At 69.7% G+C, this 24,937-nt stretch carries 23 protein-coding genes; 13 read left to right on the top strand and 10 right to left on the bottom strand.

What is annotated here, in order from left to right:
• Positions 1 to 9: 9 nt before the first annotated feature.
• Complete coding sequence (locus LG391_RS17305) at positions 10 to 735, top strand: class I SAM-dependent methyltransferase (protein ID WP_225769243.1); 726 nt, start codon at positions 10 to 12, stop codon at positions 733 to 735.
• Between the two features lie 121 nt (positions 736 to 856).
• Positions 857 to 1,249 carry a GFA family protein gene (locus tag LG391_RS17310; RefSeq protein ID WP_225769244.1) on the top strand — a complete coding sequence of 131 codons (393 nt, stop codon included), beginning with the start codon at positions 857 to 859 and terminating at the stop codon, positions 1,247 to 1,249.
• Between the two features lie 93 nt (positions 1,250 to 1,342).
• Here the strand turns inward: LG391_RS17310 and LG391_RS17315 are convergent, their stop codons facing one another.
• From LG391_RS17315 to LG391_RS17325, 3 genes are all read right to left on the bottom strand, one after another.
• Complete coding sequence (locus tag LG391_RS17315; RefSeq protein ID WP_225769245.1) at positions 1,343 to 4,663, bottom strand: efflux RND transporter permease subunit; 3,321 nt, start codon at positions 4,661 to 4,663, stop codon at positions 1,343 to 1,345.
• Positions 4,664 to 4,677: 14 nt separating this feature from the next.
• Positions 4,678 to 5,892, bottom strand: a complete 1,215-nt coding sequence (locus LG391_RS17320) for an efflux RND transporter periplasmic adaptor subunit (protein ID WP_225769246.1) — start codon at positions 5,890 to 5,892, stop codon at positions 4,678 to 4,680.
• Between the two features lie 88 nt (positions 5,893 to 5,980).
• The gene (locus LG391_RS17325; RefSeq protein WP_225769247.1) at positions 5,981 to 6,760 is read right to left on the bottom strand and encodes a MipA/OmpV family protein; all 780 of its coding nucleotides are present in this window, start codon (positions 6,758 to 6,760) and stop codon (positions 5,981 to 5,983) included.
• Between the two features lie 171 nt (positions 6,761 to 6,931).
• Here LG391_RS17325 and LG391_RS17330 point away from each other — a divergent pair, with 171 nt between their 5' ends.
• The 9 genes from LG391_RS17330 to LG391_RS17370 all read left to right on the top strand — a co-directional run bounded on the left by LG391_RS17330 (position 6,932) and on the right by LG391_RS17370 (position 16,144).
• Positions 6,932 to 7,591: a response regulator transcription factor gene (locus LG391_RS17330; RefSeq protein ID WP_225769248.1), complete on the top strand. Its 660-nt coding sequence runs from the start codon at positions 6,932 to 6,934 to the stop codon at positions 7,589 to 7,591.
• 1 nt (position 7,592) lies between these two features.
• A complete protein-coding gene (locus tag LG391_RS17335; protein WP_225769249.1) occupies positions 7,593 to 8,972 on the top strand; it encodes a HAMP domain-containing sensor histidine kinase in 1,380 nt (459 codons plus the stop codon).
• A 156-nt stretch (positions 8,973 to 9,128) separates the two neighbouring features.
• Complete coding sequence (locus LG391_RS17340) at positions 9,129 to 10,388, top strand: ROK family transcriptional regulator (protein WP_225769250.1); 1,260 nt, start codon at positions 9,129 to 9,131, stop codon at positions 10,386 to 10,388.
• Complete coding sequence (locus LG391_RS17345; RefSeq protein WP_225769251.1) at positions 10,369 to 11,928, top strand: sugar ABC transporter ATP-binding protein; 1,560 nt, start codon at positions 10,369 to 10,371, stop codon at positions 11,926 to 11,928. The genes LG391_RS17340 and LG391_RS17345 overlap by 20 nt, the downstream gene beginning before the upstream one ends.
• A 13-nt stretch (positions 11,929 to 11,941) precedes the next feature.
• Positions 11,942 to 12,946: a ribose ABC transporter permease gene (locus LG391_RS17350; protein ID WP_225769252.1), complete on the top strand. Its 1,005-nt coding sequence runs from the start codon at positions 11,942 to 11,944 to the stop codon at positions 12,944 to 12,946.
• A 69-nt stretch (positions 12,947 to 13,015) separates the two neighbouring features.
• Complete coding sequence (locus LG391_RS17355) at positions 13,016 to 13,942, top strand: ABC transporter substrate-binding protein (RefSeq protein ID WP_225769253.1); 927 nt, start codon at positions 13,016 to 13,018, stop codon at positions 13,940 to 13,942.
• A gap of 152 nt (positions 13,943 to 14,094) precedes the next feature.
• On the top strand, positions 14,095 to 15,027 hold the full coding sequence (locus LG391_RS17360) for a DMT family transporter (protein ID WP_225769254.1): 933 nt from the start codon (positions 14,095 to 14,097) through the stop codon (positions 15,025 to 15,027).
• 47 nt (positions 15,028 to 15,074) lie between these two features.
• A complete protein-coding gene (locus LG391_RS17365; protein WP_225769255.1) occupies positions 15,075 to 15,596 on the top strand; it encodes a pentapeptide repeat-containing protein in 522 nt (173 codons plus the stop codon).
• A 29-nt stretch (positions 15,597 to 15,625) separates the two neighbouring features.
• Positions 15,626 to 16,144: a hypothetical protein gene (locus tag LG391_RS17370; RefSeq protein ID WP_225769256.1), complete on the top strand. Its 519-nt coding sequence runs from the start codon at positions 15,626 to 15,628 to the stop codon at positions 16,142 to 16,144.
• 4 nt (positions 16,145 to 16,148) lie between these two features.
• On the opposite strand, the gene LG391_RS17375 is transcribed toward LG391_RS17370, so the two are convergent.
• Entirely contained in the window at positions 16,149 to 16,631 is a 483-nt protein-coding gene (locus tag LG391_RS17375) for a GNAT family N-acetyltransferase (RefSeq protein ID WP_225769257.1), read from the bottom strand.
• 104 nt (positions 16,632 to 16,735) lie between these two features.
• Between LG391_RS17375 and LG391_RS17380 the strand changes: the two genes are divergently transcribed.
• Together LG391_RS17380 and LG391_RS17385 are read left to right on the top strand one after the other, a co-directional pair.
• Positions 16,736 to 18,997, top strand: coding sequence for an ATP-dependent helicase (locus LG391_RS17380; protein ID WP_225769258.1), 2,262 nt, complete (start codon positions 16,736 to 16,738; stop codon positions 18,995 to 18,997).
• A gap of 15 nt (positions 18,998 to 19,012) precedes the next feature.
• Positions 19,013 to 19,669, top strand: a complete 657-nt coding sequence (locus LG391_RS17385) for a hypothetical protein (RefSeq protein WP_225769259.1) — start codon at positions 19,013 to 19,015, stop codon at positions 19,667 to 19,669.
• Between the two features lie 390 nt (positions 19,670 to 20,059).
• Here LG391_RS17385 and LG391_RS17390 read toward each other — a convergent pair whose 3' ends face one another.
• From LG391_RS17390 to LG391_RS17415, 6 genes are all read right to left on the bottom strand, one after another.
• On the bottom strand, positions 20,060 to 20,692 hold the full coding sequence (locus LG391_RS17390; RefSeq protein ID WP_225769260.1) for a hypothetical protein: 633 nt from the start codon (positions 20,690 to 20,692) through the stop codon (positions 20,060 to 20,062).
• 33 nt (positions 20,693 to 20,725) lie between these two features.
• Entirely contained in the window at positions 20,726 to 21,181 is a 456-nt protein-coding gene (locus LG391_RS17395; protein ID WP_225769261.1) for a hypothetical protein, read from the bottom strand.
• Positions 21,182 to 21,246: 65 nt separating this feature from the next.
• Positions 21,247 to 22,248 carry a peptidoglycan-binding protein gene (locus LG391_RS17400; protein ID WP_225769262.1) on the bottom strand — a complete coding sequence of 334 codons (1,002 nt, stop codon included), beginning with the start codon at positions 22,246 to 22,248 and terminating at the stop codon, positions 21,247 to 21,249.
• A gap of 8 nt (positions 22,249 to 22,256) precedes the next feature.
• A complete protein-coding gene (locus LG391_RS17405) occupies positions 22,257 to 23,147 on the bottom strand; it encodes a serine hydrolase (RefSeq protein ID WP_225769263.1) in 891 nt (296 codons plus the stop codon).
• Positions 23,147 to 23,881: a gamma-glutamyl-gamma-aminobutyrate hydrolase family protein gene (locus LG391_RS17410; RefSeq protein WP_225769264.1), complete on the bottom strand. Its 735-nt coding sequence runs from the start codon at positions 23,879 to 23,881 to the stop codon at positions 23,147 to 23,149. The genes LG391_RS17405 and LG391_RS17410 overlap by 1 nt, the downstream gene beginning before the upstream one ends.
• A gap of 95 nt (positions 23,882 to 23,976) precedes the next feature.
• The gene (locus LG391_RS17415; RefSeq protein ID WP_225769265.1) at positions 23,977 to 24,885 is read right to left on the bottom strand and encodes a LysR family transcriptional regulator; all 909 of its coding nucleotides are present in this window, start codon (positions 24,883 to 24,885) and stop codon (positions 23,977 to 23,979) included.
• Positions 24,886 to 24,937 lie beyond the last annotated feature (52 nt).

The raw sequence follows: 24,937 nt of genomic DNA on the forward strand, positions 1-24,937 counted from the left end.
AGGCCCGCGATGACGAATGAGATCAAGCCGCTCGCCGACGCCGACCGGCCGGAGGCGCTGGCCCAGCGCGTCTACCGCCGCCACACCGGGGCGCTGGCCGGGCTCGGCCTGGCCGACACCTTCGACTACATCTGGCGCAACAACGTCTGGGGCGCCGAGGAGTCGCGCTCGGGCCTGGGCTCCGGCCTCGACGGCACCGCCCGGCTGCGCCAGGCGATCCCGGCCCTGCTGCGCGAGCTCGGCGCGACCTCGCTGCTCGACCTGCCCTGCGGCGATTTCGGCTGGATGAGCCGGACCGATCTCGACGGCATCTCATACACCGGCGGCGACATCGTCGCCGACCTGGTCGCCAAGAACATCGTGCGCTACGGCGAGACCGGCCGGCGCCGCTTCCTGCGCCTGGACCTGACCCGCGACCTGTTGCCGAAGGCCGATGTCGTGCTGTGCCGCGACTGCTTGGTGCATCTCTCGGCCGAGAGCATCGCCGCCGCCTTCGCCAATCTCCGCCGCTCCGGCTCGACCTGGCTGCTGACCACCACCTTCCTCGAGCTGCAGGGCAACCGCGCCATCGCCGACGGCGACTGGCGGCCGCTGAACCTGCAGCGCCCGCCTTTCGGCCTGCCGGCGCCGCACCGCGTCATCGTCGAGGGCTGCACCGAGGAGGGCGGCGCCTATCGCGATAAGGCGCTGGGCCTGTGGCGGATCGCCGAGCTGCCGGTGCCCGGCTCCGCATAGGTCGGGTTCGCATCCTCGAACCGCGACATTCGTGCCGCTGCGCCGCCCGCAGCGGGCCATTGCAATGACAGTGCCGTTCGTTGCAACCATTCCGTCCGCTTGATGTCAGAGGAGGCGCAGCATGGACCGCTTCACCGCCGGCTGCCTGTGCGGCAACGTCCGGATTGTGGCGTCGGGGCGCCCATATCGGGTCGGCCTCTGCCACTGTCTCGACTGCCGCAAGCATCATGGAGCCCTTTTCAGCGCGTCCGCGGTGTTCCCTCAGGATGCGGTGACGATCGAAGGCGAGACACGCGACTATGCCGGGCGGTTCTTCTGCCCCCGCTGCGGCTCCTCCGTCTTCGCCCGCAGCGCGGACGAGATCGAAGTGAACCTGGGCGCCCTGGACGCCCCCGACCAGCTGATGCCGACCTACGAAAGCTGGATCATCCGCCGCGAGTCCTGGTTGCCGCCGTTTCCGCTCACGAGACGGTACGACCGCGATCGCGACGCCACGGGCCGCTTCGAGGAGTAGGTCGCAGGAGCGGCGCGAAGGTGTCATGACAAGGTGACGGAGAGGTACGCCTTGATCGACATCTCGAATTGGTTAGGGCTCGGGATCGCACGGTCATGTTTGTTTCGGGGGCTGGCTGCGATGGCCGGTTTCAGGCGGGTCCTGAGATCCGAACTGATCGGGAACGATCGCATCCGGCATCCTGACGCGCTCGCCCGGACTTTCGACCGCCCTGCCCCGCTCGGCGGCGAGCTTGGCCAGCGCTTCGCGATCGGGCGGCGGCCCGTCCTCGTCCGTTTTGCCCACCCAGCGGCCGAAGATGCGGACGAGCAGCCGTGAGAGGTCGTCCATGATCAGGAAGAAGGAGGGGACGACGACGAGGCTCAGGACCGTCGACGCAATGATGCCCCCGATGACGGCGATCGCCATCGGGGCGCGGAAGGAGCCGCCTTCGCCGACGCCGAGCGCGGAGGGCAGCATGCCTGCGGACATTGCGATCGAGGTCATGACGATCGGCCGCGTCCGCTTGCGCCCGGCTTCGATGATCGCGACCGTACGGTCCATGCCGCGACGCATCATCTCGATGCCGAAGTCGACGAGCAGGATGGCGTTCTTGCTGACGACGCCCATCAGCATGAGGATGCCGATCAGCACCGGCATCGAGAGCGCGTTCCGGGTCAGGATCAGCCCCGCCGCGACACCGCCGATCGCGAGCGGCAGCGAGAACAGGATCGTGAAAGGCTGCGCCACGTCCCTGAAGAGCAGGATCAGGACGACCAGCACCAGCATCAGCGCCAGGATCATCACATTGGCGAAGCTCTGTTGCACCTCCCCCTGCAGCTCGACATCGCCGCTCTCGAAAAACGCAACCGTCGCAGGAAGGTCGGCCTCGGCCGCGAGCTGCTTGAAGCGTTCGGACGCAGTGTCGAGTGCTACGCCGGCCGGCAGGTTCGCGCCCAGTGCGACAACGCGGTGGCGGTCATGGCGCCTGATCGAACCCGGTCCCTCCGAAGTGTCGATCTCCGCGACGCTGGACAGCGGAACGGTCGATCCGGCCCCGGTCTCGACCTTCAGGTTGCGGATTGCGGCGATGTCGGTGCGGAAGTCGCCGTCGAGCTGCACACGGATCGGGATCAGCCGTCCGCCGAGCGCGATCTTCGCCAGCTGCTCGTCGGTGTCGCCAATGGTGGCGACACGAATGACCTGAGAAATCTGCTCCGGCATGACGCCAAGTCGAGCCATCCGGTCGCCGCGCGGCCGGATCTGCAGTTCCGGCCGGGGCAAGGAACCGTCCGTGCTGACATCGATGAACAGCGGGTCGGCACGCAGCTTCGCCTCGAGCATCGCGACCGCCTGGTCCAGATCCGCTTCGTCTTCGGACAGCAGGTTGAAGGACAGGTCGTGCGTGCCCTCTTCGTTGACCTTGAAGACGCGGACATCGGGGATCGAACGCAGCCGGCCCAGGATGTCCGCTTCGATCTGTGATTGAGGCCTGGTTCGGCCGGCCGACGGCGGCTTCGGCAAATAGAGGTCGGCGATCCGAATCCAGCCGACTACGGTGTTCATGACCTTGGTGAAGAGCGAATGGTCGAGCGGTTCGAGAAGCACGGTGACGGTGGCGAGCCTCAGCTCGAGATCGCCGCGCGGGGACACGCCGCCGAGCACCAGGACGCTCTGGATACCAGCGATATCCTTGATCCGATTATAGATTGCCGCCGTCATGCGTTCCGTATCCTCGAGCATCGCGCCCGGCGGCAGCTCGATCGCCAGGGTGATGCGAGAATCGTCCTCCGGCGGCATGAAGCTGCCCGGGATCTGGGCCATGAAATGGATGGAGACGCCCAGGCAGCCGATGGCGGCGAGCAGCGTCGTGTAGCGCCGGCGGGTCGTGACCCCGAGGAGGCGCGCATAGAGCTTCATGATGCCGCTGTCGGCACGGCCATGACCATCCACGCCGATATCCGTCGGGCGCATCAGATAGGCCGCCATGACCGGCGTGATCAGGCGGGCGACCAGGAGAGAGAAGAAGGCGGAGACCGCGACCGTCAGGCCGAACTGGATGAAGTATTGCCCCGGGATGCCGGGCATGAAGGAGACGGGCAGGAACACCGCGATCAGGGCGAGGGTGGTGGCGATCACCGCGAGGCCGATCTCGTCCGTGGCATCGATCGCGGCACGGTAGGGCGACTTGCCCATCCGGACGTGCCTCGCGATGTTCTCGATCTCCACGATCGCGTCGTCGACCAGGATGCCGGTCGCGAGCGTTACGGCCAGCAGGCTGACTTGGTTCAGCGAGAAGCCGAGCAGCTCCATGGCCCAGAAGGTCGGAACGGCCGACAGCGGCAGGGCGACCGCCCCGATCAGCGTCGATCGCCAGCTGCGCAGGAACACCAGCACGACGAGGACGGCAAGGAGCGCGCCCTCGATCAGGGCGTCCAGTGCGGCCTCGTAGGTTCCACGGGTGATGGAGACCGCATCGTCGACCATCTCGATGGTGACGCCGGGGTGCTTCGCGCGGATGTCGTCGAGCGTCTTGGCCACCAACTCGGCGACGCTCACCTCGCTGGCGCCCTTGGCCCGGAACACGGAGAACGTCACGACCGGGGTCCCGTTGAAGCGGGAAAAGGACTGAGGCTCTTCGACGATATCAGCCACTTGGCCGAGTGCGGACAGCCGAGCGAAGCGGCCGTTCGGCAGCCAGATCATCGTGTCGGCGAGCTTGGCCACGTCGCGCGCATCGCCCAGCATGCGGATCGCCTGTTCGCTGCCGCCGACCTGGCCGCGGCCGGAGCCGAGATCCAGGTTCATCCGGCGGAGCTGCCCGTTGACGTCGGCCGCGGTGATGCCGAAGGAGTCCAGACGATCGGCATCGAGCTCGACGCGAATCTCACGGTCGGTGCCGCCGTGGCGCTCGACGCGGCCGACGCCACGCTGCCCCTGGATGGCCCGGACGACCGTGTCGTCGACGAACCAGGACAGATCTTCGAGCGTCATGCCGGGCGAGGAGACCGCAAAGGTCTGGATCGCCTGAGCTTCGAACTCGACTCTCGATACGATCGGGGGATCGATCGCGGCCGGAAGATCGCCGCGGATCCGGTCGACCGCATCCTCGACATCCTGCACGGCCTGGGCGGTGGGCACCTCCAGGCGGAAGGTGACAGACGTCGCGGATCGCCCGTCAGTGATCGTCGACCCGATGTGATCGACACCGGAGATGCTGGCGACCTCGTCCTCGATCAGCTTGGTGACCTGGGTTTCGAGTTCGACCGGCGTGGCGCCGCTCTGCGTGACGACGATCGAGACGATCGGAATGTCGATGTTCGGGAATTGCGTGATCGGCAAGGCGTTGAACGATTGCCAGCCCAGCACGACGAGCACGAAGAACACCAGAATCGGCGCGATCGGATTGCGGATCGACCAGGCAGAGAGGTTCATGGTCTCGAGTCCGGTCAGTTGGTGAACGGCTGGGCCGGCTTGACCGGAATGATCCGGTCACCGTCGCGCACGAAGGCGCCGGCCTTTGCCACTGCCTGCTCGCCCGCCTCGAGGCCGGAGAGGATCTCGACGAATGACCCGTCCTGGATGCCGACCGTCACCGGCACCAGCCGCACGACGCCATTTTCGACCTTGCGGACCGTGGATATGCCGTGCGCTGACGTGACGGACGTCCGCGGCAAGACGACCGCCTGCTTCTCTTCGGCGATGATGGTTGCGCTCGCATACATGCCCGCTCGGGCCTTGGCCGTATCGGCGATGGTGATGTGGACGGTGCCGAGACGCGTCTGCGGATCGACCGTCGGTCTCACCATGCGGATTTTCCCCTGGACGGTCGTGCTGCTGCCGGCGAGCCTGACCGCTGCGGACTGCCCGACCGCGAGCTTGATGAGGTCGGCCTCGGCCACTTCGGCCTTCATCTCGATGAGACCGTCGCGGATGATCGTGTAGAGCGGCAGACCGCTGCCGGCGACGACGCCGCCCACCTTGGCATTCCTGGCAGAGATCACGCCGCCGACGGGAGCCTTGACGGCCGTGCGGGCGAGACGCAGGTCGATGTCATCGAGCTGCGCGCGGGCCAGCCTGGCGTCCGCCACCGCAATGGCCAGGGCCTGCTCGGCCGCACCGAGGCGGGCCTCCGAGGCGGTGGCCAGCGCCTTCAGCCGGTCGACCTCCGCCCGCGAGACCGTCTTGTTGGCCGACAGAAGCTCGGCGCGATCGGCGACGCGCGTCGCCTCCTCCGAATTCGCCCTGGCTTCGATAAGCTGTGCCTGGGACTGAACGACCGCGGCTTCCGCCCTGGCGACTCTCGCCTCGAGCTGACCTTTCTCCAGAAACAGCGCATCGCCATCGAGGACGGCCAGCGTGCCGCCCTGTTCGACCCGGTCTCCGATATCGGCGCTCAAAGCCCGGATCGAGAGCCCGTCAACGAGCGGCGAGACAAGGATCTCCTCGATCGCCTCGATCGAGCCGGTCGCAAGAACATGATCGCCGATCCTGCGCTCCACAGCCTCGGTGACGATGATCGACGGCAGGATCCGCTGCTGGTCCGGCCTTGCTTCCTCGGCCAGGACGCCGAAATCCAGGATGACCGCCGCCGCCGCGCAGGCGCAGAACAACAGAAGCCTCCAAGGCTTCAGTCGACCGCCACGACAGAACACCGAAACCATCTCACCTCACCGATCCGTCGATCGAGCCGTCGTCCAGCAGGCTTGGGGAGGGTGGAAACGGAGAGCGCGTCCGCCGCCCCTCGCTCCGCTACCAGCGGTAGGCCAAACCGAGCATCGCGGAGAACTGATCGGCGCTGCCCTCATCGGTGACCAGCGGGCTGTCGGCGGCGTCACCGAGCAGCCGGCTGTAGCCGACCTGGCCCATGACCTGGATCGAGTCGGTCAGCGCGTATCCAACGCCGAGATTGATGCCGACGTCCTTCAGACCGCTGCCGGCATCGTAGCTGGCGAGTCCGCGGGCGGATCGCGCAGCCTGGGCCGCGGTGATGCCGAAGGTGTTGCTCATGTACTCGTCGTCGGCCCAGGTGAGGTGCGGGGTCATGCTGAGCCGGACGTCGTCGAGCAGCTGGATCGCGTACTCCGCCTCGGCGGTGGCCGTCAGGCCGTTGCGGTCGCCGGTCAGGTCACGGGCGATTTCCAGGCCGAGGTTCACGGCACCGGCCTCATAGCCGAAGCGGACGACCGCGACTGCGCCGACCTCGAGATCGCCGAGCCCCTTCAGGGCGTCGTTGTCGTCCTCATAGCGCCCGAACTCGTACTTGACGCCGAGGTCGAACCGCAGGCCGTCGGTCATGAATGGCGTAGCGAATATCCCCAGTCCGCTCAGACGGATGCGATCCTGCCAGGACACCTCCACGAACGGCAACGGCATCACCGTGTAGTCGTCGGACCCTTCGTAATCCGACGCATACATGGCGCCGGCGCCGAGGGTGAACGACCATTCCGCGGGAGGCTGGTCCTGGGCCGCCGCGCTCCGCGCCGCCGCCTGGACCGCCGCCGTGACGCAGAGGGTCGCCGCCAGGACCATCCCGCGGCCGAACGATGTGCTTCCCATATTGGCTATGCCTTATGTTGGGTCGGATTCGGCGTGGACCCTGCCACCGATGCCTGAACCGGACCTGAACATGGGGAAGGCGGCGATTCAGCTTCGCTTCAGGTTCCGATGGAACCGTGTCGCCCGACCAACCGGGAGTGAGTCATGCGCATCCTGCTCGTCGAGGACGATCCGCTGATCGGCGACGCCATCCGCACGCGCCTGACCCGATCCGGCATGACCGTCGACTGGCTCGAGAACGCCGCCGGCCTCGGCGGGATCACCGACCTGGACGCCTTCGACCTGATGATCCTCGACCTCGGCCTGCCGGACCGGGATGGCCTCGAGGTCCTGCGGGAACAGCGGGCGGGCGGTCAGGGCCTGCGGATCCTGATCCTGAGCGCGCGCTACGAGCTGGATGCCCGTGTCCGCGGCCTCGACCTCGGCGCCGACGACTATCTGGTCAAGCCGTTCGCCATGGAGGAGCTGCTGGCCCGCTGCCGCGCGCTCGCCCGTCGCCGCGGCGACCGCCCGTCGGAGGGCTTGCAATACCGGGACCTTTGGATCGATCCCGCATCCTTCGCCGTGCTGCGCGGCGGCGAAAGCATCACGTTGACGCCGAAGGTGTTCGCGCTGCTGATGCTGTTCGTCGAGAACCAGGGGCGGGTCCTCACCCGGCACGCCCTCGAGGATCACCTCTACGGCTGGAGCGGGGAGGCCGAGAGCAACACGCTGGAAGTGTTCGTCTCCCAGATCCGCCGCAAGCTGGGCGCCGATCTGATCCAGACGATCCGCGGGGTCGGCTATATGCTGCCGAGGGAATAGCATGCCCTCGATCCGCGCGCGCCTGCACCGTCGACTGGCCTGGCTGATCGCGGCGGTCTGGGCGCCGGCATCCCTCCTGATCGTGGCCGCCGTCGCGTTGGAGTACAACGAGTCGTTCCACAGCCGGACCGCTCACACGGCACAGCTGATGCTGGCCTTCGCATCGACACAGCCGGCTTCGCCGACGGTGTTTCCGCTGCTCACACCGCAACGGAGCTCCGACTTCGAAGTCGACCTCCACGACTACCTGATCGTGATCAGCCGGAACGGGCAACTGCTCTATGCCTCGGAGCCGCTGCCGGCAGAACAACTTCTGGCTCTGCCCGTGAAGGGAACGGTCGATATCCACGGCGATTCGGTGACCATCGACAACTTCGAGGACGAGCGTACCGGCACACGGGTCGCGATCGGCGTCGACACATATGAGCCGTTCTTCTCCTCGCTCCAGGTGGCCGGCCTGGTCGCGGGCTATGTCCTGATCGCGGCGGCATTGATCAGGTTTGCCATGACTGTCGGCATCCGCTCCGGCCTGAAGCCGCTCGGCGCATTCGCCGACCAGGTCCGCGATCGCAGCGAGGAAAACCTCGCGCCGCTGGACGAGGCGGAGGCCCCGAGCGAGCTGCGAGGGGTCGCCCACGCGCTCAACGGCCTGATGGCGCGGCTGCAGCTGGTGCTGGAACACGAGCGCGACTTCGTGTCGAACGCGGCCCACGAGCTGCGTACCCCGCTGACGGCAATCCGGGCGCAGGTGGAGGCCCTCGAAGGTGACGTACCCGAGCGCATCCAGCCGCGCTTCGCCAATATCCTGGAGGCCACGAACCGGGCGGGCCGTCTGGTCGCGCAGTTGCTCGACGTCGCCCGGTCGCAGTCGATCGATCTCACGCGGAGCCCCGGGAGCCGCATCGATCTGATCGAGCTCGTTCAGTCCGTCATCGCCGACCTGGTCCCATCGGCCAATGAGCGCGACGTCGAGGTCACGCTGGACTCACCCCGGTCGGCCGCCGTCACGGCTTACCCTGAGCTGCTGGCGATCGTGCTGCGGAACCTCGTCGAGAACGCGGTGAAGTACGCCGCCTCGCCGGGCCGTGTCATCGTCACGGTCGCCCGAGTCCAGCCGGCCTCCGTCGACCTGCTGGTGGAAGACGATGGCCCCGGCCTGTCGGCGGAAGCCTTTGAACGCGCCTTCGAGCGGTTCCAGCGGCTCGGGCGCTCCGGGGGCAATGGGGTCGGCCTCGGCCTCTCGATCGTCGCCGAGCTGTGCCGGCGCATGAATGTGCCGGTGGACCGGCTGGAACCCGGCGCGCTCGGCGGGCTGCATGTCCGCCTGCGGCTGCCGAGCGCTCCGCCCCCGGTGCTGCCGGACCACCGGACCTCATACTAATGGTTGACGGCTTCGGCATCGCCCCGGCCGCGAAAGCTCCTGTCACAGCCCGGCGCAGGAACGGGAGAAACCGTCCCTTGACGCGGACGGCGCATCGGGATTAATTCCATCGCGTTCAATTAATCTCGACCACGTGCCCGGGAGGAAGGTCAGGAAGTGCGACGATCGTCCGCCATCCGCCGCGGCACGAATTCCGTGCAGCTCCGCCGCTACAACGAGCGGCTGGTGCTGCAGACCCTGCGCCGCGCCGGCGAGGCGTCGAAGGCCGAGCTGGCCCGGCTGGCCGACCTGACCAACACCGCGATCGGCGGCATCATCGCACAGCTCGAAAGAGATGGGCTGATCGTCTCGCTCGGCAAGCGGCACGATGGCGGCCGCGGCCAGCCCGCCCCCCTGTACCGGCTGGCGCCGAGGGGCGCCTACGGCATCGGCGTGCGGCTGGACCGGCGCAGCATGGAGGCGGTGCTGATCGATTTCGGCGGCGCCGTGATCGCCCGCCGCAGCCATGACGGTCTCCTGCCCGCCCCGGCCGAGGCGCTGCGCGTCGCCCGCCGGGACGTCGAGGAGCTGCTGGCCGTCCTGGCCCCCGCCGACCGCCCGAAGCTGGCCGGCATCGGCCTGGCCCAGCCCTACAATCTCGGCGCCTGGCTGCACCAGCTGGACCTGCCGCCGGCCGATTTCGCCGCCTGGGACACGGTCGATTTCGCGGCGATGCTGGAGGCGGCGACCGGCCTGCCCGTCTTCGGCGAGAACGACGGCACCGCCGCCGCCGTGGCCGAGCTGTTCTACGGCATCGGCCGCAGCATCGACGATTTCCTGTACCTGTTCATCGGCCCGGCCATCGGCGGCGGCGTGGTGCTGGGCGGCGACTGCCTGCGCGGCCCGACCGGCAATGCCGGCGACGTGGCGCTGCTGCCGGTCGGGCCGGGGCGCCTCGCCTCCGCCCCCCCCCCCGCCGACGGCCGCGACATCCTGCTGACCCGGGCCTCGCTGAACGCGCTGTCGCGCCACCTCGCCTTCCACGGCCTGCCGGGCGGCGGCCGCGCCGACCTGAAGGCCGCGATCGCCGCCGGCCGGCCGGCGGTGGCGGAATGGGTCGGGGACTGCGTCGACGCCCTGACCGACGCGATCTGGTCCGCCGCCGCCCTGCTGGAGGTGCGCAGCGTGATCATCGACGCCGATATCGACGACGGGCTGATCGACGCCCTGATCGGCCGGCTGCAGGCGCGGCTGGCCGCCACCGTGCCGGAGGCCGGCCAGCCGCCGCGCCTCCTGCACGGCTCCTTCGGCTGCGACGCCGGCGCCATCGGCGCCGCCAGCCTGCCGATGTTCTTCAGCTTCTCGCCGCGGGCCTCGATCCTGACCCGCAGCGCCGACGAGAGAGGATGGCGCGACCATGCTGCAGCCGCAGACTAACGCCGCCCCCGCGCCGGTCCTGGAGATGCGGGGCATCTCCAAGACCTTTCCGGGGGTGAAGGCGCTGACCCGGGTCGACCTGACCGTCTATCCGGGCGAGATCCATGCCCTGATGGGCGAGAACGGCGCCGGCAAGTCGACCCTGATGAAGGTGCTGTCCGGCGCCTACCAGGCCGATGCCGGCGGCACCATCCGCCTCGACGGCAAGGACGTGACGATCAACGGCCCGCTCGCCGCCAAGCAGCTGGGCATCGCCGTGATCTACCAGGAGCTGAGCCTGTCGCCGAACCTGACGGTGGCGGAGAACATCTATCTCGGCCGCGAGCCGAAATCCGGCCCCTTCGTCGACCGCAAGGCCATGCTGGCGGGCTGCGAGGACGTGCTGAAGCGGCTGGGCGCGAGCTTCCGCCCGACCACGCTGGTCGGCGCCCTGTCGATCGCCGAGCGCCAGTTGGTCGAGATCGCCCGCGCCATCCACGCCCAGGCCCGCATCCTGGTGATGGACGAGCCGACCACCGCCCTGTCGGCGCGCGAGACCGACCGGCTGTTCGAGCTGATCCGCCGGCTGAAGGCCGAGGGGCTGGCGATCATCTACATCAGCCACCGGATGTCGGAGATCTACGAGCTGTCCGACCGCGTCTCGGTGCTGCGCGACGGCAGCTATGTCGGCACGCTGGACCGCGACGGCCTGTCCGCCGAGGCCCTGGTCAAGATGATGGTCGGGCGCGACATCTCCGGCTTCTACAAGAAGGAGCACGACGCGCATCAGAGCCGCGGCCGGGTGATCTTCGCGGTCCGCGACATCGCCGACGGGCACCGGGTGCGCGGCTGCAGCTTCGAGCTGCACGAAGGCGAGGTGCTGGGCATCGCCGGCCTCGTCGGCTCCGGCCGCACCGAGCTGGCGCGGCTGATCTTCGGCGCCGAGCCGAAGGCCGCGGGCGAGGTCGCCCTCGACGGCAAGCCGCTGCAGATCCACGGGCCGGGCGACGCCATCGCCGCCGGCATCGCCTACCTGACCGAGGACCGCAAGGGCCAGGGCCTGTTCCTCGACATGTCGGTGCAGGACAACATCAACCTCGTGGTCTGCGGCACCGATGCCCGGGCCGGCGGCGTGCTGGACCGCGCCCGCGCCAAGGTCCGGGCGCGGGACGCCATCGCCGCGCTGAAGATCCGGGTGGCCAACCCCGAGGTCACGGTCGGGGCGCTGTCCGGCGGCAACCAGCAGAAGGTGCTGCTGTCACGCCTGCTCGAGACCAAGCCGCGCATCCTGATCCTCGACGAGCCGACGCGCGGCGTCGACATCGGCGCCAAGTCGGAGATCTATCGCATCATCGACGGGCTGGCGAAGGCCGGGATCGGCGTCATCGTCATCTCCTCGGAGCTGCCGGAGGTGATCGGCATCGCCGACCGCGCCCTCGTCATGCGCGAGGGCCGGATCGAGGGCGAGGCCGGCGGCGCCTCGGGCCGCCCGCTGACCCAGGAGGCGATCATGGCCCTCGCCACCGGCATCACCGACCCCGCCGCAGCCACCGTCCAGTAAGGGATCGTCAATCATGGCCGACAACGCCGCCACCACCTCCGCCGTGAACCGCGACGCCGAACGCCGGCTGATGATCCAGGGCCTGATCCGCACCCTCGGCATGCTGCCGGTGCTGGTCCTGCTGTGCATCGCCTTCTACTTCATGAGCGAGGGGGGCCGCTTCGCCTCCTGGCAGAACCTGTCGATCGTGATGCAGCAGGCCGCGATCAACACCGTTCTGGCCGCGGGCATGACCTTCGTCATCCTGACCGGCGGCATCGACCTGTCGGTCGGCTCGATCCTGGCGGCCTCCGCCATGGTCGCGGTGATCGGATCGCTGATCCCCGACATGGGCATGGTCGGCATCCTGTTCGGCCTGCTCGCCGGCCTGGGCTTCGGCCTCGCCAACGGCGTGCTGATCGCCTTCCTGCGGCTGCCGCCCTTCATCGTCACCCTCGGCTCGCTGACCGCGGTGCGCGGCATCGCCCGCCTCCTGGGCGGCGACACCACCGTGTTCAACCCGTCCCTGTCCTTCGACTTCATCGGCAACGGCACCCTCTTCGGCGTGCCCTGGCTGGTGATCATCGCCTTCCTGGTGATCGTGATCTCCTGGCTGGTGCTGCGGCGGACGGTGCTGGGCGTGCACATCTACTCGGTCGGCGGCAACCCGGACGCGGCCCGGCTGTCCGGCATCAAGGTCTGGCGCGTGTTGCTGTTCGTCTACGGCGCCTCCGGCCTGCTCGCCGGCCTCGGCGGGGTGATGTCGGCCGCCCGGCTCTACGCCGCCAACGGCACCCAGCTCGGCGTCAGCTACGAGCTCGACGCCATCGCCGCGGTGATCCTGGGCGGCACCTCCTTCGTCGGCGGCATCGGCTCGATCTGGGGCACGCTGGTGGGCGCGCTGATCATCGCCGTGCTGTCGAACGGGCTGATCCTGGTCGGGGTGCCGGACGTCTGGCAGTACATCATCAAGGGCCTGATCATCATCGGCGCCGTCGCGCTCGACCGGCTGCGCCTGCAGGGATCGGCCCGCACCTGAGGTTCCCAGCGCCGGCGGGATCTCTGGTCGCCCCGCCGGCTCCATCGCAGAGACCAGGGGAGGATCCACGTGCTGAAACATGTCCTGCTCGCCGGCGTCGCGCTGGCGCTTTCGGTCGGCGCCGCCGAGGCCAAGGATCTCAAGAAGATCGGCGTCTCGCTCGGCTCGATGGGCAACCCGTTCTTCGTCGCCCTGGCCAAGGGCGCGGAGTTCGAGGCGAAGAAGACCAACCCGGACGTCGAGGTCCAGGCCGTCGGCTACGACTACGACCTGGGCAAGCAGTTCACCCAGATCGACAACTTCATCGCCGCCGGCGTGGACATGATCCTGCTGAACCCGGGCGACCCGAAGGCGATCGGCCCGGCGATCAAGAAGGCGCAGGCCGCCGGCATCACCGTGGTCGCGGTCGACACCGCGGCCGAGGGCGCCGACGCCACGGTCACGACCGACAACGTCCAGGCCGGCGAGATCGCCTGCAAGTACATCGCCGACAAGCTCGGCAACAAGGGCAACGTCGTCATCATCAACGGCCCCCAGGTCTCGGCCGTGGTCGACCGGGTCAAGGGCTGCCACAACGTCTGGGACAAGCTGCCTGACCTGAAGATCCTGTCCGGCGACCAGGACGCCAAGGGCTCGCGCGACGGCGGCCTGGCGGTAATGCAGAGCCTCTTGACCCGGTTCGAGAAGATCGACGGCGTCTTCGCCATCAACGACCCGACCGCGATCGGCGCCGACCTGGCGGCCAAGCAGCTCGGCCGCAGCGACATCATCATCACCTCGGTCGACGGCGCCCCCGACATCGTCGCCGCCCTGAAGGGCAACACCCTGGTGCAGGCGTCCTCGGCCCAGGACCCGTTCTTCATGGCCCGCAAGGCGGTGCAGGAAGGCGTCGGCCTGCTGAACGGCCAGAAGCCGGCCCAGGATCCGACCCTGATCCCCTCGACCCTCGTCACCCGCGACAACGTCAACGACTACAAGGGCTGGACCGGGGAGTAAGCATCGTCGCCTGGGCTGGGTTCGCGGACCCAGCCCAGGTTTCCTGTCCGGAACCGCGGCGCATGGCAGACCCGGCGCGATCGGCGATGGCCCTGCCGATTCGTCCGGCGTAAGTCTTGGGGAACATCGAGCCGCAACGGGCCCCGTTTCCGATGACGATCTCCCAGGCCGAACCGAAAGGGTCCGCTGAGGCAGCGGCCCCGGCCTCCATTCTGCCCGCCATCGGCTATAAGCTGGCCTCGGCCGCCCTGTTCACCTGCATGTCGGCGCTGATCAAGCAGCTGGGCGACCAGTATCCGGTCGGGCAGATCGTCTTCGTCCGCAGCTTCTTCGCCATGATCCCGGTGCTGTGGCTGGTGTATCGGCTCGGCGGCTTCCGGGTGCTGAAGACCGAGCGGCTGGGCGGGCATCTGCGCCGCTCCGGCTCCGGCCTCGTCGCGATGTTCTGCGGCTTCACCGCGCTCGGCATGCTGCCGCTGGCGACCGCGACGGCGCTGGGCTACGCCGCGCCGATGTTCATCACCCTGCTCGCCATCCCGCTGCTCGGCGAGACGGTGCGGATCTACCGCTGGAGCGCGGTGGTGGTCGGCTTCGTCGGCGTGCTGCTGGTGGTGCATCCGACCCCCGCCACCGGCGTTTCGCTCGGCGCGCTGGTGGCGCTCGCTGGGGCCCTGGCCACCGCCTTCGCCATGGTCTCGATCCGCAAGATGGCGGACACCGAATCGAACGTCACCATCGTCTTCTACTTCACCCTGTCGGGCGCCGTGGTCGGGGCCGCCACCCTGCCCTTCGTCGGCGTCTGGCCGGACCCGATCGACATCCCGATCCTGGTCGCAGTCGGCGTGCTGGGCGGTGTCGCCCAGATCCTGATGACCAAGGCGTATCAGCTGGCCCCGGCTTCGGTGATCGCGCCCTTCGACTACGCCTCGCTGGTCTTCGCCCTCGGCCTCGGCTTCCTGGCCTGGGGCGAGTTCCCGACGCCGATCGAGCTGCTCGGCACCGCAGTGATCGTCGGCTCCAGCCTGTTCATCGCCCTCCGCGAGCGGCAGCGCCGGATCATCCGCCCGGTCGGCAAGTCGATGTGACGTCGGCGCGCTTGCGCTGAGTCGTGGGAATCGGTGACTGTCCGGCCATGTCGGTCGCATCCTTCGGCTCCCGAGTCGCCCGGGCCCTCACCCTTTCCGTCGCCCTGTTGCTCGGCCCGGCCGCGACGGCATGGGCCGGCTGCACCGATGCCGCGGCGCCGGGGGTGAACTGGCGGCGCTGCCTGCAGGACGGCCGGGTCCTGAGCCGCGTCGACCTGACCGGTGCCCAGCTGCGCGACGTCAGCCTGACCCGGGCGACGATGGACGGGGCGATCCTGACCGGCGCCGAGGCCTATGGCGCCAAGTTCATCCGCACCACCCTGCAGGGCGCCAAGCTGGATTCCGCGCGCCTGACCAACACCGACTTCACCGACGCCGACCTGACCGGCGCCGACCTGAGCAAGAGCGACCTGCGCAACGCCCGGTTCGTCGGTACCAGGCTGCGCGGCGCCAACCTGACCGGGGCCGAGCTGCGCGGCACCGTGTTCCGCGGCGCCGACCTGTCCGGCGCCACCTGGACCGACGGCGCCAAGATCTGCGCCGAGGGCTCGATCGGGCTGTGCGAATAGCGGCGGCCGAAGAGCGAACAGAGCGACCGATGACCAGCACCGACCGCACTCCCCGGGGCTTCGCCCTCCCCCTCGACCGCGTCATCGCGGTGATCCAGATCGTCGGCGGGATCGCAGGCCTGACCGAGATCGGCGAGCGGATCTATCGCGACGGCTCGGCGATCATCGCCGCGACGCAGTGGCTGGTCCTGCTGGCCGCGGCGCTGCTGATGCTGCTCTGCATCGCCGCCGGCGCCCTGCTGTGGAAGCGCCGCGGCCTCGGCTTTTCCCTGTCCCTGCTGGTCCAGGCCAGCCAGATCCCGATCCTCTACACCGCCGGAGTGGCCTACCACTTCCACATGATCGCGCGGCTGCCGGTGACGCTGGTCGCCAACGTCTCGACGATGTCGATCACGCCCTCCTACGGCATCGGGCTGGAGCCGTTCCGCGGCGCGCTGTCGCTCGGCCTCTATCTCGACACCGGACTGACCGGGACGATCGTCGCGCTCAACCTGGTGCCGGTCGTCCTCTGCATCATCCTGGAGTTCTTCCGGCAACGGAACCGGTAGCCCGTCAGCCCGCCTTCGCCAGCGCCGCCAGCTTCTCGCCGCTCAGCCTGTAGCCGGTCCAGTCCGACTTGTGCTCGAAGCCCAGCCGTTCGTAGACCTCCCGCGCCGGGTTCCAGGTCAGAACCGAGAGGTCGAGGCGCTTGCCGCCGCGCGCCACCACCAGCTGCGCGATCCGGGCCACCAGCGCCCGGCCGACGCCGAGGCCGCGGGCGGCGTCGCGGACATAGAGATCCTCGAGATAGATCCCCTCCCGCCCCTCCCAGGTCGAGTAGCTGGAGAAGAACAGGGCGAAGCCCAGCACCTGGCCGCCGCGCTCGGCCATCAGCGCCTCGAACTTCGGATCCGGCCCCCAGCCGTCGCGCAGCAGGTCGGCCTCGGTCGCCAGCACCGCGTCGGGCTCGCGCTCGAACACCGCCAGCTCGGTGATCATCGCCAGGATCTCCCTGGCGTCGCGGGGCTCGGCGGGGCGGATCACGAGGTCGGTCATGGCAGGCTCTCAAGCAGGGTCGCGGCGATCCTCAACGGAGCCTGCGACTGCGTCAACCGGACGCCGAAGGTTCCGACGCAGCCCGGTCATGCTATAGGAGACGCATGGTCGAACTTTCCCGGAACATGCCGGCCGGCTTCGAGCCGCCGTACCTGCAGAACCTGAACCCGGCGCAGCGCCAGGCGGTCGAGACGCTGGACGGCCCGGTGCTGGTGCTGGCCGGGGCCGGCACCGGCAAGACCCGGGTGCTGACCACCCGCCTGGCCCATATCCTGTCGACCCGCAAGGCTTGGCCGAGCCAGGTGCTGACCGTCACCTTCACCAACCGCGCCGCCCGCGAGATGCGCGAGCGCGTGTCCCACCTGCTGGGCACCCCGACCGAGGGCTGGTGGATGGGCACCTTCCACGCCCTGGCCGCCCGCATCCTGCGCCGCCATGCCGATCTGGTGGGGCTGCGCTCCAACTTCTCGATCCTGGACACCGACGACCAGATCCGGCTGATCAAGCAGCTGATCGAGGCGGACGGCATCGATTCGAAGCGCTGGCCGGCCCGGGTGCTGCTGGGCGTGATCGAGCGCTGGAAGGACCGCGGCCTGACCCCGGCCAAGCTAAAGCCGGCCGATGCCGGCGAGGTGGCGCAGGGCCGCATGCTGCAGCTGTACATCGCCTATCAGGAGCGGCTGCGGACGCTGAACGCCTGCGATTTCGGCGACCTGCTGCTGCACAACCTGACCATCTTCCAGGAGCATGCGGACGTCCTGGCCGACTACCAGGACCGGTTCCGCTACATCCTGGTCGACGAGTACCAGGACACCAACGTCTCGCAGTATCTGTGGCTGCGCCTCCTGGCGCAGAAGCACCGCAACCTGTGCTGCGTCGGCGACGACGACCAGTCGATCTATTCCTGGCGCGGCGCCGAGATCGGCAACATCCTGCGCTTCGAGCAGGACTTCCCGGGCGCCGCCGTGATCCGGCTGGAGCAGAACTACCGCTCCACCAGCCACATCCTGGGCGCCGCCGGCGGGCTGATCGCGCACAACCAGGGGCGGCTGGGCAAGACCCTGTTCACCGAGGAGCAGGGCGGCGAGTCCGTCATCGTCCGCAGCGTCTGGGACGGCGAGGAGGAGGCGCGCTGGGTCGGCGACGAGATCGAGCGGCTGCAGCGGCAGAAGGTGCCGCTGAACGAGATCGCGGTGCTGGTGCGCGCCGGCTTCCAGATGCGCGAGTTCGAGGAGCGGTTCCTGACGCTCGGCCTGCCCTATCGCGTGGTCGGCGGCCCGCGCTTCTACGAGCGGCAGGAGATTCGCGACGCCATCGCCTATCTGCGGGTGGTGGCGCAGCCGGACGACGACCTGGCCTTCGAGCGCATCGTCAACGTGCCGAAGCGCGGCCTGGGCGACGCCACCGTGCAGCTGCTGCACACGGTCGCCCGCGCCCAGGGCGTGGCGCTGACCGAGGCGACGCTGCGGCTGATCGAGACCGACGAGCTGAAGCCGAAGCCGCGCGGCGCCCTGCGGACCCTGATGGGCGATTTCGAGCGCTGGCGCCGGATGCTGGAGCAGGCCCCGCATGTCGAGGTGGCCCAGACCATGCTGGACGAGAGCGGCTACACCGCCATGTGGCAGGCCGACAAGTCGCCCGAGGCGCCGGGCCGGCTGGACAACCTGAAGGAGCTGATCAACGCCATGGAGGATTTCGAGACCCTCCAGGCGTTCCTCGAGCATGTCAGCCTGGTGATGGAGAACGAGGCCGGCCAGACCGGCGAGCAGGTGACGCTGATGACCCTGCACGCGGCCAAGGGGCTGGAGTTCGCCCATGTCTTCCTGCCGGGCTGGGAGGAAGGGGTGTTCCCGAACCAGCGCGCGCTGGACGACGGCGGCATCGCGGCGCTGGAGGAGGAGCGGCGGCTGGCCTATGTCGGGCTGACCCGGGCGAAGCGCCGGGCCTATGTCTCCGCCGCCGCCAACCGGCGCATCCACGGGCAATGGCAGACCGCATTGCCCTCGCGCTTCGTCGGCGAGCTGCCGGACGCCCATGTCGAGGTCACGTCGGAGACCGGCTTCGGCGACGGCGGCTATGGCCGCTTCGCGGCGGAGGCGGCGCCGACCCGGCTGTGGACGGCGCCGTCCCAGGCCGGCTTCATGCGCCGGGCCCCGACGGTGATCGAGGGCAGCGGCTATGAGGTGCAGGCCCGGCCGCGCCCGTCCCGGGCGTTCAGCATCGGCGACCGGGTGTTCCACCAGAAGTTCGGCTATGGCGAGGTCAGGAGCGTCGACAGCGACAAGCTGACCATCGCCTTCGACCATTCCGGCGAGAAGCGGGTGATGGACAGCTTCGTCGTCCCCGCCGCCGAGGCAGGACAGTAAGGCAGCAGGATGAAGATGATGGTTCGAGGCGCGGCGCTGGCGCTGCTGGCCGCGCTGGGGGTATCCGGCGCGGCCGCGGCGGAGACGGGCAGCACGCTGGTCCTGCCCGGCGGCAACGGCGAGATCCTGGCCCTGACCCTGCCGGCCGGCTGGACCCGCAGCTTCGCCGGCACCGAGGGCAGCACCACCGTGGTCGAATGGCGCCGCGCCGACCCGGCCCGGGCCGCGGAGGGCAGCATCACCGTGACCCGCATCGGCGGCCTGGGCGGCAGCGACCCGGCCGACTTCATCCGCGAGAGCGCCGACGCCCTGAAACAGGATTGCGACGACGTGGTCCAGGGCCAGGTCCGGAACGACCCGGCCGGCACCGTCCGCACCGCGCTGGGCTGCACCAGGCGCAAGGCCGACGGCCAAGGCGAGATGCAGCTGCTGCACATCGCCGTCGGCCGCGAGGCGATCTACGTCGCGCGCCGGATCTGGCCGCTGGCCGGCTACGACAAGGCGCATCTGCCGCTGTCGTCTTCCCAGATCGCCGAAGGCGGCGCCGACATCGACGACCTGCGCCTGTGCAGCCTGTCCGGCGTCGGCACCGCCTGCCCGGCCGAGCTGGCCGCGGCGCTGAAGGACAAGGTCACCGACCTGTCGCCGCTGGTGCTGAAGGCCGGGCCGTAGAGCGGGACCGCCCGACCTCTCCCGCAAGCGAGACCTTTTCAGAGCTCAGCCATTCGACTCGACCTATGCCTTTGATCCTCCCCTTCCCCTTGCAGGAGGGGGTTCTCTCGGATCGAGCCGGCCCAGACTGCCGCAGCCGGCATGGACGGTGAGTTCGGCGCCCTGCCCATTCGCGCGCGGACGCGCGCAGACCCCTCCCCCTGCCCCCTCCCGCAAGGGGAGGGGGAGAATGGAAGGCTGCGGCGGTGTCGATTTCGCGGGTTGGGTTCGCGGCACGCGAACCAGTTCCCGTTCCCCAGCTGATATGCCCGAGGTCGGGCATCCAGAGATGCGTCGACATTTTCTGGATTGCCGGGTCAAGCCCGGCAATGACAGCTGGAGGGATCGCGTCTACCCGGTATCCGGCGGCTTGCGGCGGGCAGGGGCGGCCGAGCGGGGCTTGGGCGGGTCCGCAGGCGGATCGTCCTCGCCGTCCTGCGGCGGCAGGAAGCCGAGCTCCTCCATCGCCTCGTCCGCCATCTCCAGCCACTGCTCCACCCGCACCGGATAGCCCCAGCGCCGGCACAGCGCCGCCACCGCCACCTCCGGCCGGCTGGCCTCGATCAGCTCCACCACCTCCGGCCGCTCCAGCCGCTCATGCATCTCGGCTTCACGGCGGTCGGCCTCCTCGCCGTCCCCGGACACCTCATAGGCCGCCGCCATCATCGCCAGCTGCACCCGCAGCCCGTGCCAGTCCTCCTGCGCCGCCTCGCGCTGCGCCGCCGCCTTGCGCTTCTCCTCCGCCTGCCGCGACAGCTTGTCCTCCAGCAGCAGGGTCAGCCGCAGCGACCGGGTGACGACGGCGATCCGCTGGCCATAGTCGACCCCGGGTTGCGGCGCCTCCACCGCTTCGGTGCGGGTGGCCTCGATGATCTCCATATGGACGTCCGCCGCCCGGGCGAGCATGCGCAGATGTCGGGCCGCCCGCTCCTCCTGAGGAGCGGGCGCGGCCTCCGATGTCCGATCGGTCTGCGTCGCGTCCATGGAACATAGCATGAACATACCCAGCCGATAATACTACTGCGATCGTGGAGGCCGCCAGCGCAGGGCCGAGAGCGTGACCAGACACAGGGCTATGAACGTCAATATCGCGTTGGCGGCGTGGGAGTATTCCCATTGCAGCCGCAGCGCCGCCCAGTCGTCCGGCACGGCGGTCCAGTTCGCCGTGGCCTGGTTGGCGGGGTGGGTCCACAGGAAGAACACCGCGAGGGTGGCGGCGAGGCACAGGGCGCCGGCCAGGGCCAGCCGGAACGGCACCGGCTGCCGCCGCGATCCGACCGCCAGAGCAAGGTCGGCCGCGATTGCCGCGACCAGCAGGATGCCGAGCAGAGCCCAGCCGCGATAGATCCCCTGGACCGTGAAATAGGCGGTTTCGTCGAAGCCCAGCTTGTTCGGCATGGCCAGCAGATGCGCGCCGCCCGGGATCAGCGCCAGGGCGGTCAGCACCACGGCCAGGAACTGCAGCGCCTTCATCGCGAAGCCCCTCGGTTTCCGATGAAGCTAGATGCCGCTGCCGCCATGGGAACCCCTGTCCCGGCTCAGCCCAGCGGGAAGCCCAGCGCCTCCGCCTCCCGCGGCCGCAGCACGCCGTCCGCGACCCGGCCGGAGGCGGCCTGCCAGTCGTAGACCGCCTTGGCGGTGAAGCCGTTGAACACGCCGGCGGTGAAGCCCCAGTCCGGGATCAGCCCGAGGCCGATGAAGGCGTCCTGCAGCAGCCGCACTTCGTGGCCGCTCGACCCCGGCATCAGCCGCGCCAGAGCGGAATTCGCGCCACGCTCCGCCACCAAGCGCAGGTGCCGGCCCGTGACCAGCAGGTCGTCGAAGGCCAGGCCGGTCTCGGCCGGGTCCGGGCCGGCAGCGAGCCCCGCCGCCACGCGGAAGGCGGCGTAGGCGCCGGTCGGGTCGGCCGGCGGCAGGTGCCGGCCCGGCAGGGTCTGGCAGCCGGCCGAGGAGAACTCGATGCCGTCGCCCGGCCAGCCGGCGGCGTGGATGTTGTCCTCCGGCGCGCAGATGTCGAAACGGCCGGTCAGGTCGTAGCCAGCGGCGTCGAGCGAGCGCCACACCGGCACCTCGACGGTGCGGTCGAGCTGGAACGCCCCCTCCTCCGCCGGGCGGCCGGCGGGCACATGCGGGCCGACGACATAGGGGTGCAGCCCGGGCGCCAGCATGTTGGCGATGCGCCGGTCCGGCGCCTCGGCCTGCCGTTGCATGTAGTGCGCGTTCGGGACGGTCGAGCCGGGCCAGGCGGCCAGCCGCCCCGCCGGCCGGTCCCAGACCCCGAGGACGCAGCGCGGCACGTGATGATCCGGGCGGGCCTCGCGCAGTCGCAGCGCCTCGGACCATCTGCCGGCGGAGTCCGGCTCGGCCGGGGCGCAGCCGCGCAGCCCGAACAGGATCTTCGTGCCGCGGGGCGGGAAGGGGGACAGGCGGCACAGCGTCTCGAAGGCTCCGGCCCCCGCCGTGAAGAGGGTGTCGGCGAAGGGCGCCCCGAGATGGGCGTAGTTCGGCGACCGGTCGTCATCGTGCCAGACGGGCGGCATCCGGATCCTCAGGCTTCGAGCAGCATGTGCAGGCGGGCGCCGACCGCCGGCAGGAAGCGCCGGTTCCGGGCCATGTGCCGGCCGACCGTGGTGACCGCGGCGACGAGGCTGCGGCCGGACGGAGCCTCCCAATAGGCCATGTCGTGCCGGGTCTCCCCGGTCCAGCCGGCCTTCGACCACAGCCGGACGTCGCGCGGCAGGGCTTCGCCGAGAAAGCCGCGCACCTGGTCCTCATAGCCGGGCGGCAGCCGGTCCGGGTCGCGCTCCGGCTCGCGGTCGAGCAGCTCCATCATCCGGCCGCAGGCGGCGGGCGAGACCAGCTGCCCGGCGACGATGCCGTGCAGCAGCGCCGCCGCCGCGCGCGGGGCGATCAGATTGCCGCCATGGGCCCGAGCCGCCTTCTCGCGGCCATAGGGCGAATCCTCGTAGGTGCTGTGCCACAGCCGGAGGCGATCGAACTCCGGCCAGCCCCAGCTTTCGAACCAGCGCTGGATCGCCTGGCGCCTGTCCCACCACGCCGCCATCTCCGCCTCCGGCAGCGGTCCCCCCGGCGTGGTGCCGGTCATGCGGCCGAACAGGTAGGTGGTGGCGTCGTTGCTGGACTGGCGGATCATCGCCGACAGCGCCCGCAGATCCTCCTCGTCCGGCTGCAGCAGCCCCGCCTCGACCCAGTGCTGGAAGGCAACCAGGTAGAAGCTCTTGCAGGTGCTGGCCGGGTACACCGCGACCTCGTCGCGATGACCGAAGACCGGCCCGTCCGAGTAGCGGTCGGCGGCGCCGTCGCGCAGCCGGCCGGGATAGAGCCGGACGCTCAGGCCGAAATCCTCGGGGCCGACCTCGCCCTCGAACGCGTCGAGCAGGTCGCGGACCAGCTGCGGTCCTATGGCGGGCGCGTCCATCAGCCGGCGCAGGCGGCGACGAAGGCGGCGAGCACGGCGCGGTCGGCCTCGCTGCGCAGGTACTCCGGGTGCCATTGCACGCCGAGGCAGAAGCGCTGCCCCGGATGCTCCACCGCCTCGACCACCCCGTCGGGGGCGACGCCGGAGACGACGAGGGCCGGCCCCGCCGCCTTCACCGCCTGGTGGTGCGAGCTGTTGACGCCGAAGCGCGCCGCGCCGGTGATGCGGGCCAGAAGCGTGCCGGGCGCGACCTCGACCTCATGCGCCGCCTTCCAGCCCGCAGGATCGTGGATCTTGCGCTCCGGGCTGTGGTCGAGCGCGTTGTCGATCTCGGCCGGGATGTGCTGCACCAGCGTGCCGCCCAGCACCACCGCCAGCAGCTGTTCGCCGCCGCAGATGCCGAGCACCGGCTTGTTCTGCGCCACCGCGCCCTGCACCAGCGCCCATTCGAACTGCGTGCGCACCGGCTTGGTCTTCACCGTCTCGTGCACCGAGCCGGCGCCGTAGAGCGAGGGGTCGACGTCGAAGCCGCCGCCGGTGACGACGACGCCGTCGCACAGGCCGAGATAGCGGTCGACGGCGTCGACCAGATGCGGCAGCGCCAGCGGCACGGCGCCGTATTCCGCCAGCGATCCGCAGTAGTTCTGCCGCAGCGCGTACCAGGGCGAGGAGGAATAGCCGCCCGCCTCCTCGGCATCCAGGGTCACTCCGATGACGGGTTTCGCGCTGGGCATGATGGTCCTGCAGGAAGCGGAACGGGTTCCTCCGTGATGCCCGGCCCTGCTCGTCCCTGTCAAATTCCGGCCGGTTATGGGATCCGCATCGGCCGTTATCGCCTGGCGCTGCGGGTGCGCTGGGTCGGCTTGCCGGTCAGGTGGTCGAGGAACAGATGCGCCGCCTGCGACAGCGGGTAGTTCTCGTGGTGCAGCGCCGTGATCGGCAGGGTGATCTCCGGCACGATGGCGCGGGCGGTGACGTCCGGCACCGCCCAGGCCTGGGCCGTGTGCTCGTCGACGATGGCCGAGCCGGCGCCGTAGCGCACCAGCGGCAGCGCCAGATAGTAGGTCTGGATCAGGTTCTTCGGGGCGTAGCGGATGCCGGCGCGGTCGAAGGCGTCGGACAGGGTGGCGCCGATCGAGGTGTCGGGGTCGACGCCGATCAGCGTCTCCACGTCGATCCGGTCGAGCGTGATCTCCGCCGCCTCGCCGGGCCGGAGCGGCGCGGTCGAGAGGTGCACCAGCCGCGAGGTGCCGATCGCGATCTTGCGCATGCCCGGCGGCAGCACCGGCTCATAGGCGATGGCGAGGTCGAGGCTGTTGGTGGCGACGAGATCCAGGATCTCGCGGGTGTGGTGGGTGCGCAGGTCGAAGCTGACGCCCGGGTGGCGGCGGTGGAACGAGGCCATCTGCTCGGTCATGAAGCCGAAGCCGAGGCTGGGCAGGCAGGCGATGCGGACATGGCCCTCGCGGCCGCGCCGGAGGTTGGCGGCGATGCTGGAGATCCGCTCCAGCCCGGCGAAGGTGCGGTCGATCTCGACCTCGAGCAGCTTGGCCTCGCGGGTCGGCACCAGCTTGCCCTTCACCCGCTCGAACAGGCGCAGGCCCAGCTGGTCCTCGGCATGGCGCAAGAGCTTGCTGACAGCGGGCTGCGAGACGTTCAGCAGCTCGGCCGCGCCGGTGATCGACCCGGCCTTCTGCACCGCCTGCAGCGCCTCGATATGCCTCAGCCTGATGGTCATCGTACCGGAGTCCTCCCGGGGTCCGGCATGGCACAGCGGCGGGGGCATGACA

The organism is Inquilinus sp. Marseille-Q2685 (assembly GCF_916619195.1).
GTDB lineage: Bacteria > Pseudomonadota > Alphaproteobacteria > DSM-16000 > Inquilinaceae > Inquilinus.

Coding starts and splice junctions, on each gene's coding strand:
- LG391_RS17305 (WP_225769243.1), top strand. CDS start 10: ATGACGAATGAGATCAAGCCGCTCGCCGACGCCGACCGGCCGGAGGCG.
- LG391_RS17310 (WP_225769244.1), top strand. CDS start 857: ATGGACCGCTTCACCGCCGGCTGCCTGTGCGGCAACGTCCGGATTGTG.
- LG391_RS17315 (WP_225769245.1), bottom strand. CDS start 4,663: ATGAACCTCTCTGCCTGGTCGATCCGCAATCCGATCGCGCCGATTCTG.
- LG391_RS17320 (WP_225769246.1), bottom strand. CDS start 5,892: ATGGTTTCGGTGTTCTGTCGTGGCGGTCGACTGAAGCCTTGGAGGCTT.
- LG391_RS17325 (WP_225769247.1), bottom strand. CDS start 6,760: ATGGTCCTGGCGGCGACCCTCTGCGTCACGGCGGCGGTCCAGGCGGCG.
- LG391_RS17330 (WP_225769248.1), top strand. CDS start 6,932: ATGCGCATCCTGCTCGTCGAGGACGATCCGCTGATCGGCGACGCCATC.
- LG391_RS17335 (WP_225769249.1), top strand. CDS start 7,593: ATGCCCTCGATCCGCGCGCGCCTGCACCGTCGACTGGCCTGGCTGATC.
- LG391_RS17345 (WP_225769251.1), top strand. CDS start 10,369: ATGCTGCAGCCGCAGACTAACGCCGCCCCCGCGCCGGTCCTGGAGATG.
- LG391_RS17350 (WP_225769252.1), top strand. CDS start 11,942: ATGGCCGACAACGCCGCCACCACCTCCGCCGTGAACCGCGACGCCGAA.
- LG391_RS17360 (WP_225769254.1), top strand. CDS start 14,095: ATGACGATCTCCCAGGCCGAACCGAAAGGGTCCGCTGAGGCAGCGGCC.
- LG391_RS17365 (WP_225769255.1), top strand. CDS start 15,075: ATGTCGGTCGCATCCTTCGGCTCCCGAGTCGCCCGGGCCCTCACCCTT.
- LG391_RS17370 (WP_225769256.1), top strand. CDS start 15,626: ATGACCAGCACCGACCGCACTCCCCGGGGCTTCGCCCTCCCCCTCGAC.
- LG391_RS17375 (WP_225769257.1), bottom strand. CDS start 16,631: ATGACCGACCTCGTGATCCGCCCCGCCGAGCCCCGCGACGCCAGGGAG.
- LG391_RS17380 (WP_225769258.1), top strand. CDS start 16,736: ATGGTCGAACTTTCCCGGAACATGCCGGCCGGCTTCGAGCCGCCGTAC.
- LG391_RS17385 (WP_225769259.1), top strand. CDS start 19,013: ATGATGGTTCGAGGCGCGGCGCTGGCGCTGCTGGCCGCGCTGGGGGTA.
- LG391_RS17390 (WP_225769260.1), bottom strand. CDS start 20,692: ATGGACGCGACGCAGACCGATCGGACATCGGAGGCCGCGCCCGCTCCT.
- LG391_RS17395 (WP_225769261.1), bottom strand. CDS start 21,181: ATGAAGGCGCTGCAGTTCCTGGCCGTGGTGCTGACCGCCCTGGCGCTG.
- LG391_RS17400 (WP_225769262.1), bottom strand. CDS start 22,248: ATGCCGCCCGTCTGGCACGATGACGACCGGTCGCCGAACTACGCCCAT.
- LG391_RS17405 (WP_225769263.1), bottom strand. CDS start 23,147: ATGGACGCGCCCGCCATAGGACCGCAGCTGGTCCGCGACCTGCTCGAC.
- LG391_RS17410 (WP_225769264.1), bottom strand. CDS start 23,881: ATGCCCAGCGCGAAACCCGTCATCGGAGTGACCCTGGATGCCGAGGAG.
- LG391_RS17415 (WP_225769265.1), bottom strand. CDS start 24,885: ATGACCATCAGGCTGAGGCATATCGAGGCGCTGCAGGCGGTGCAGAAG.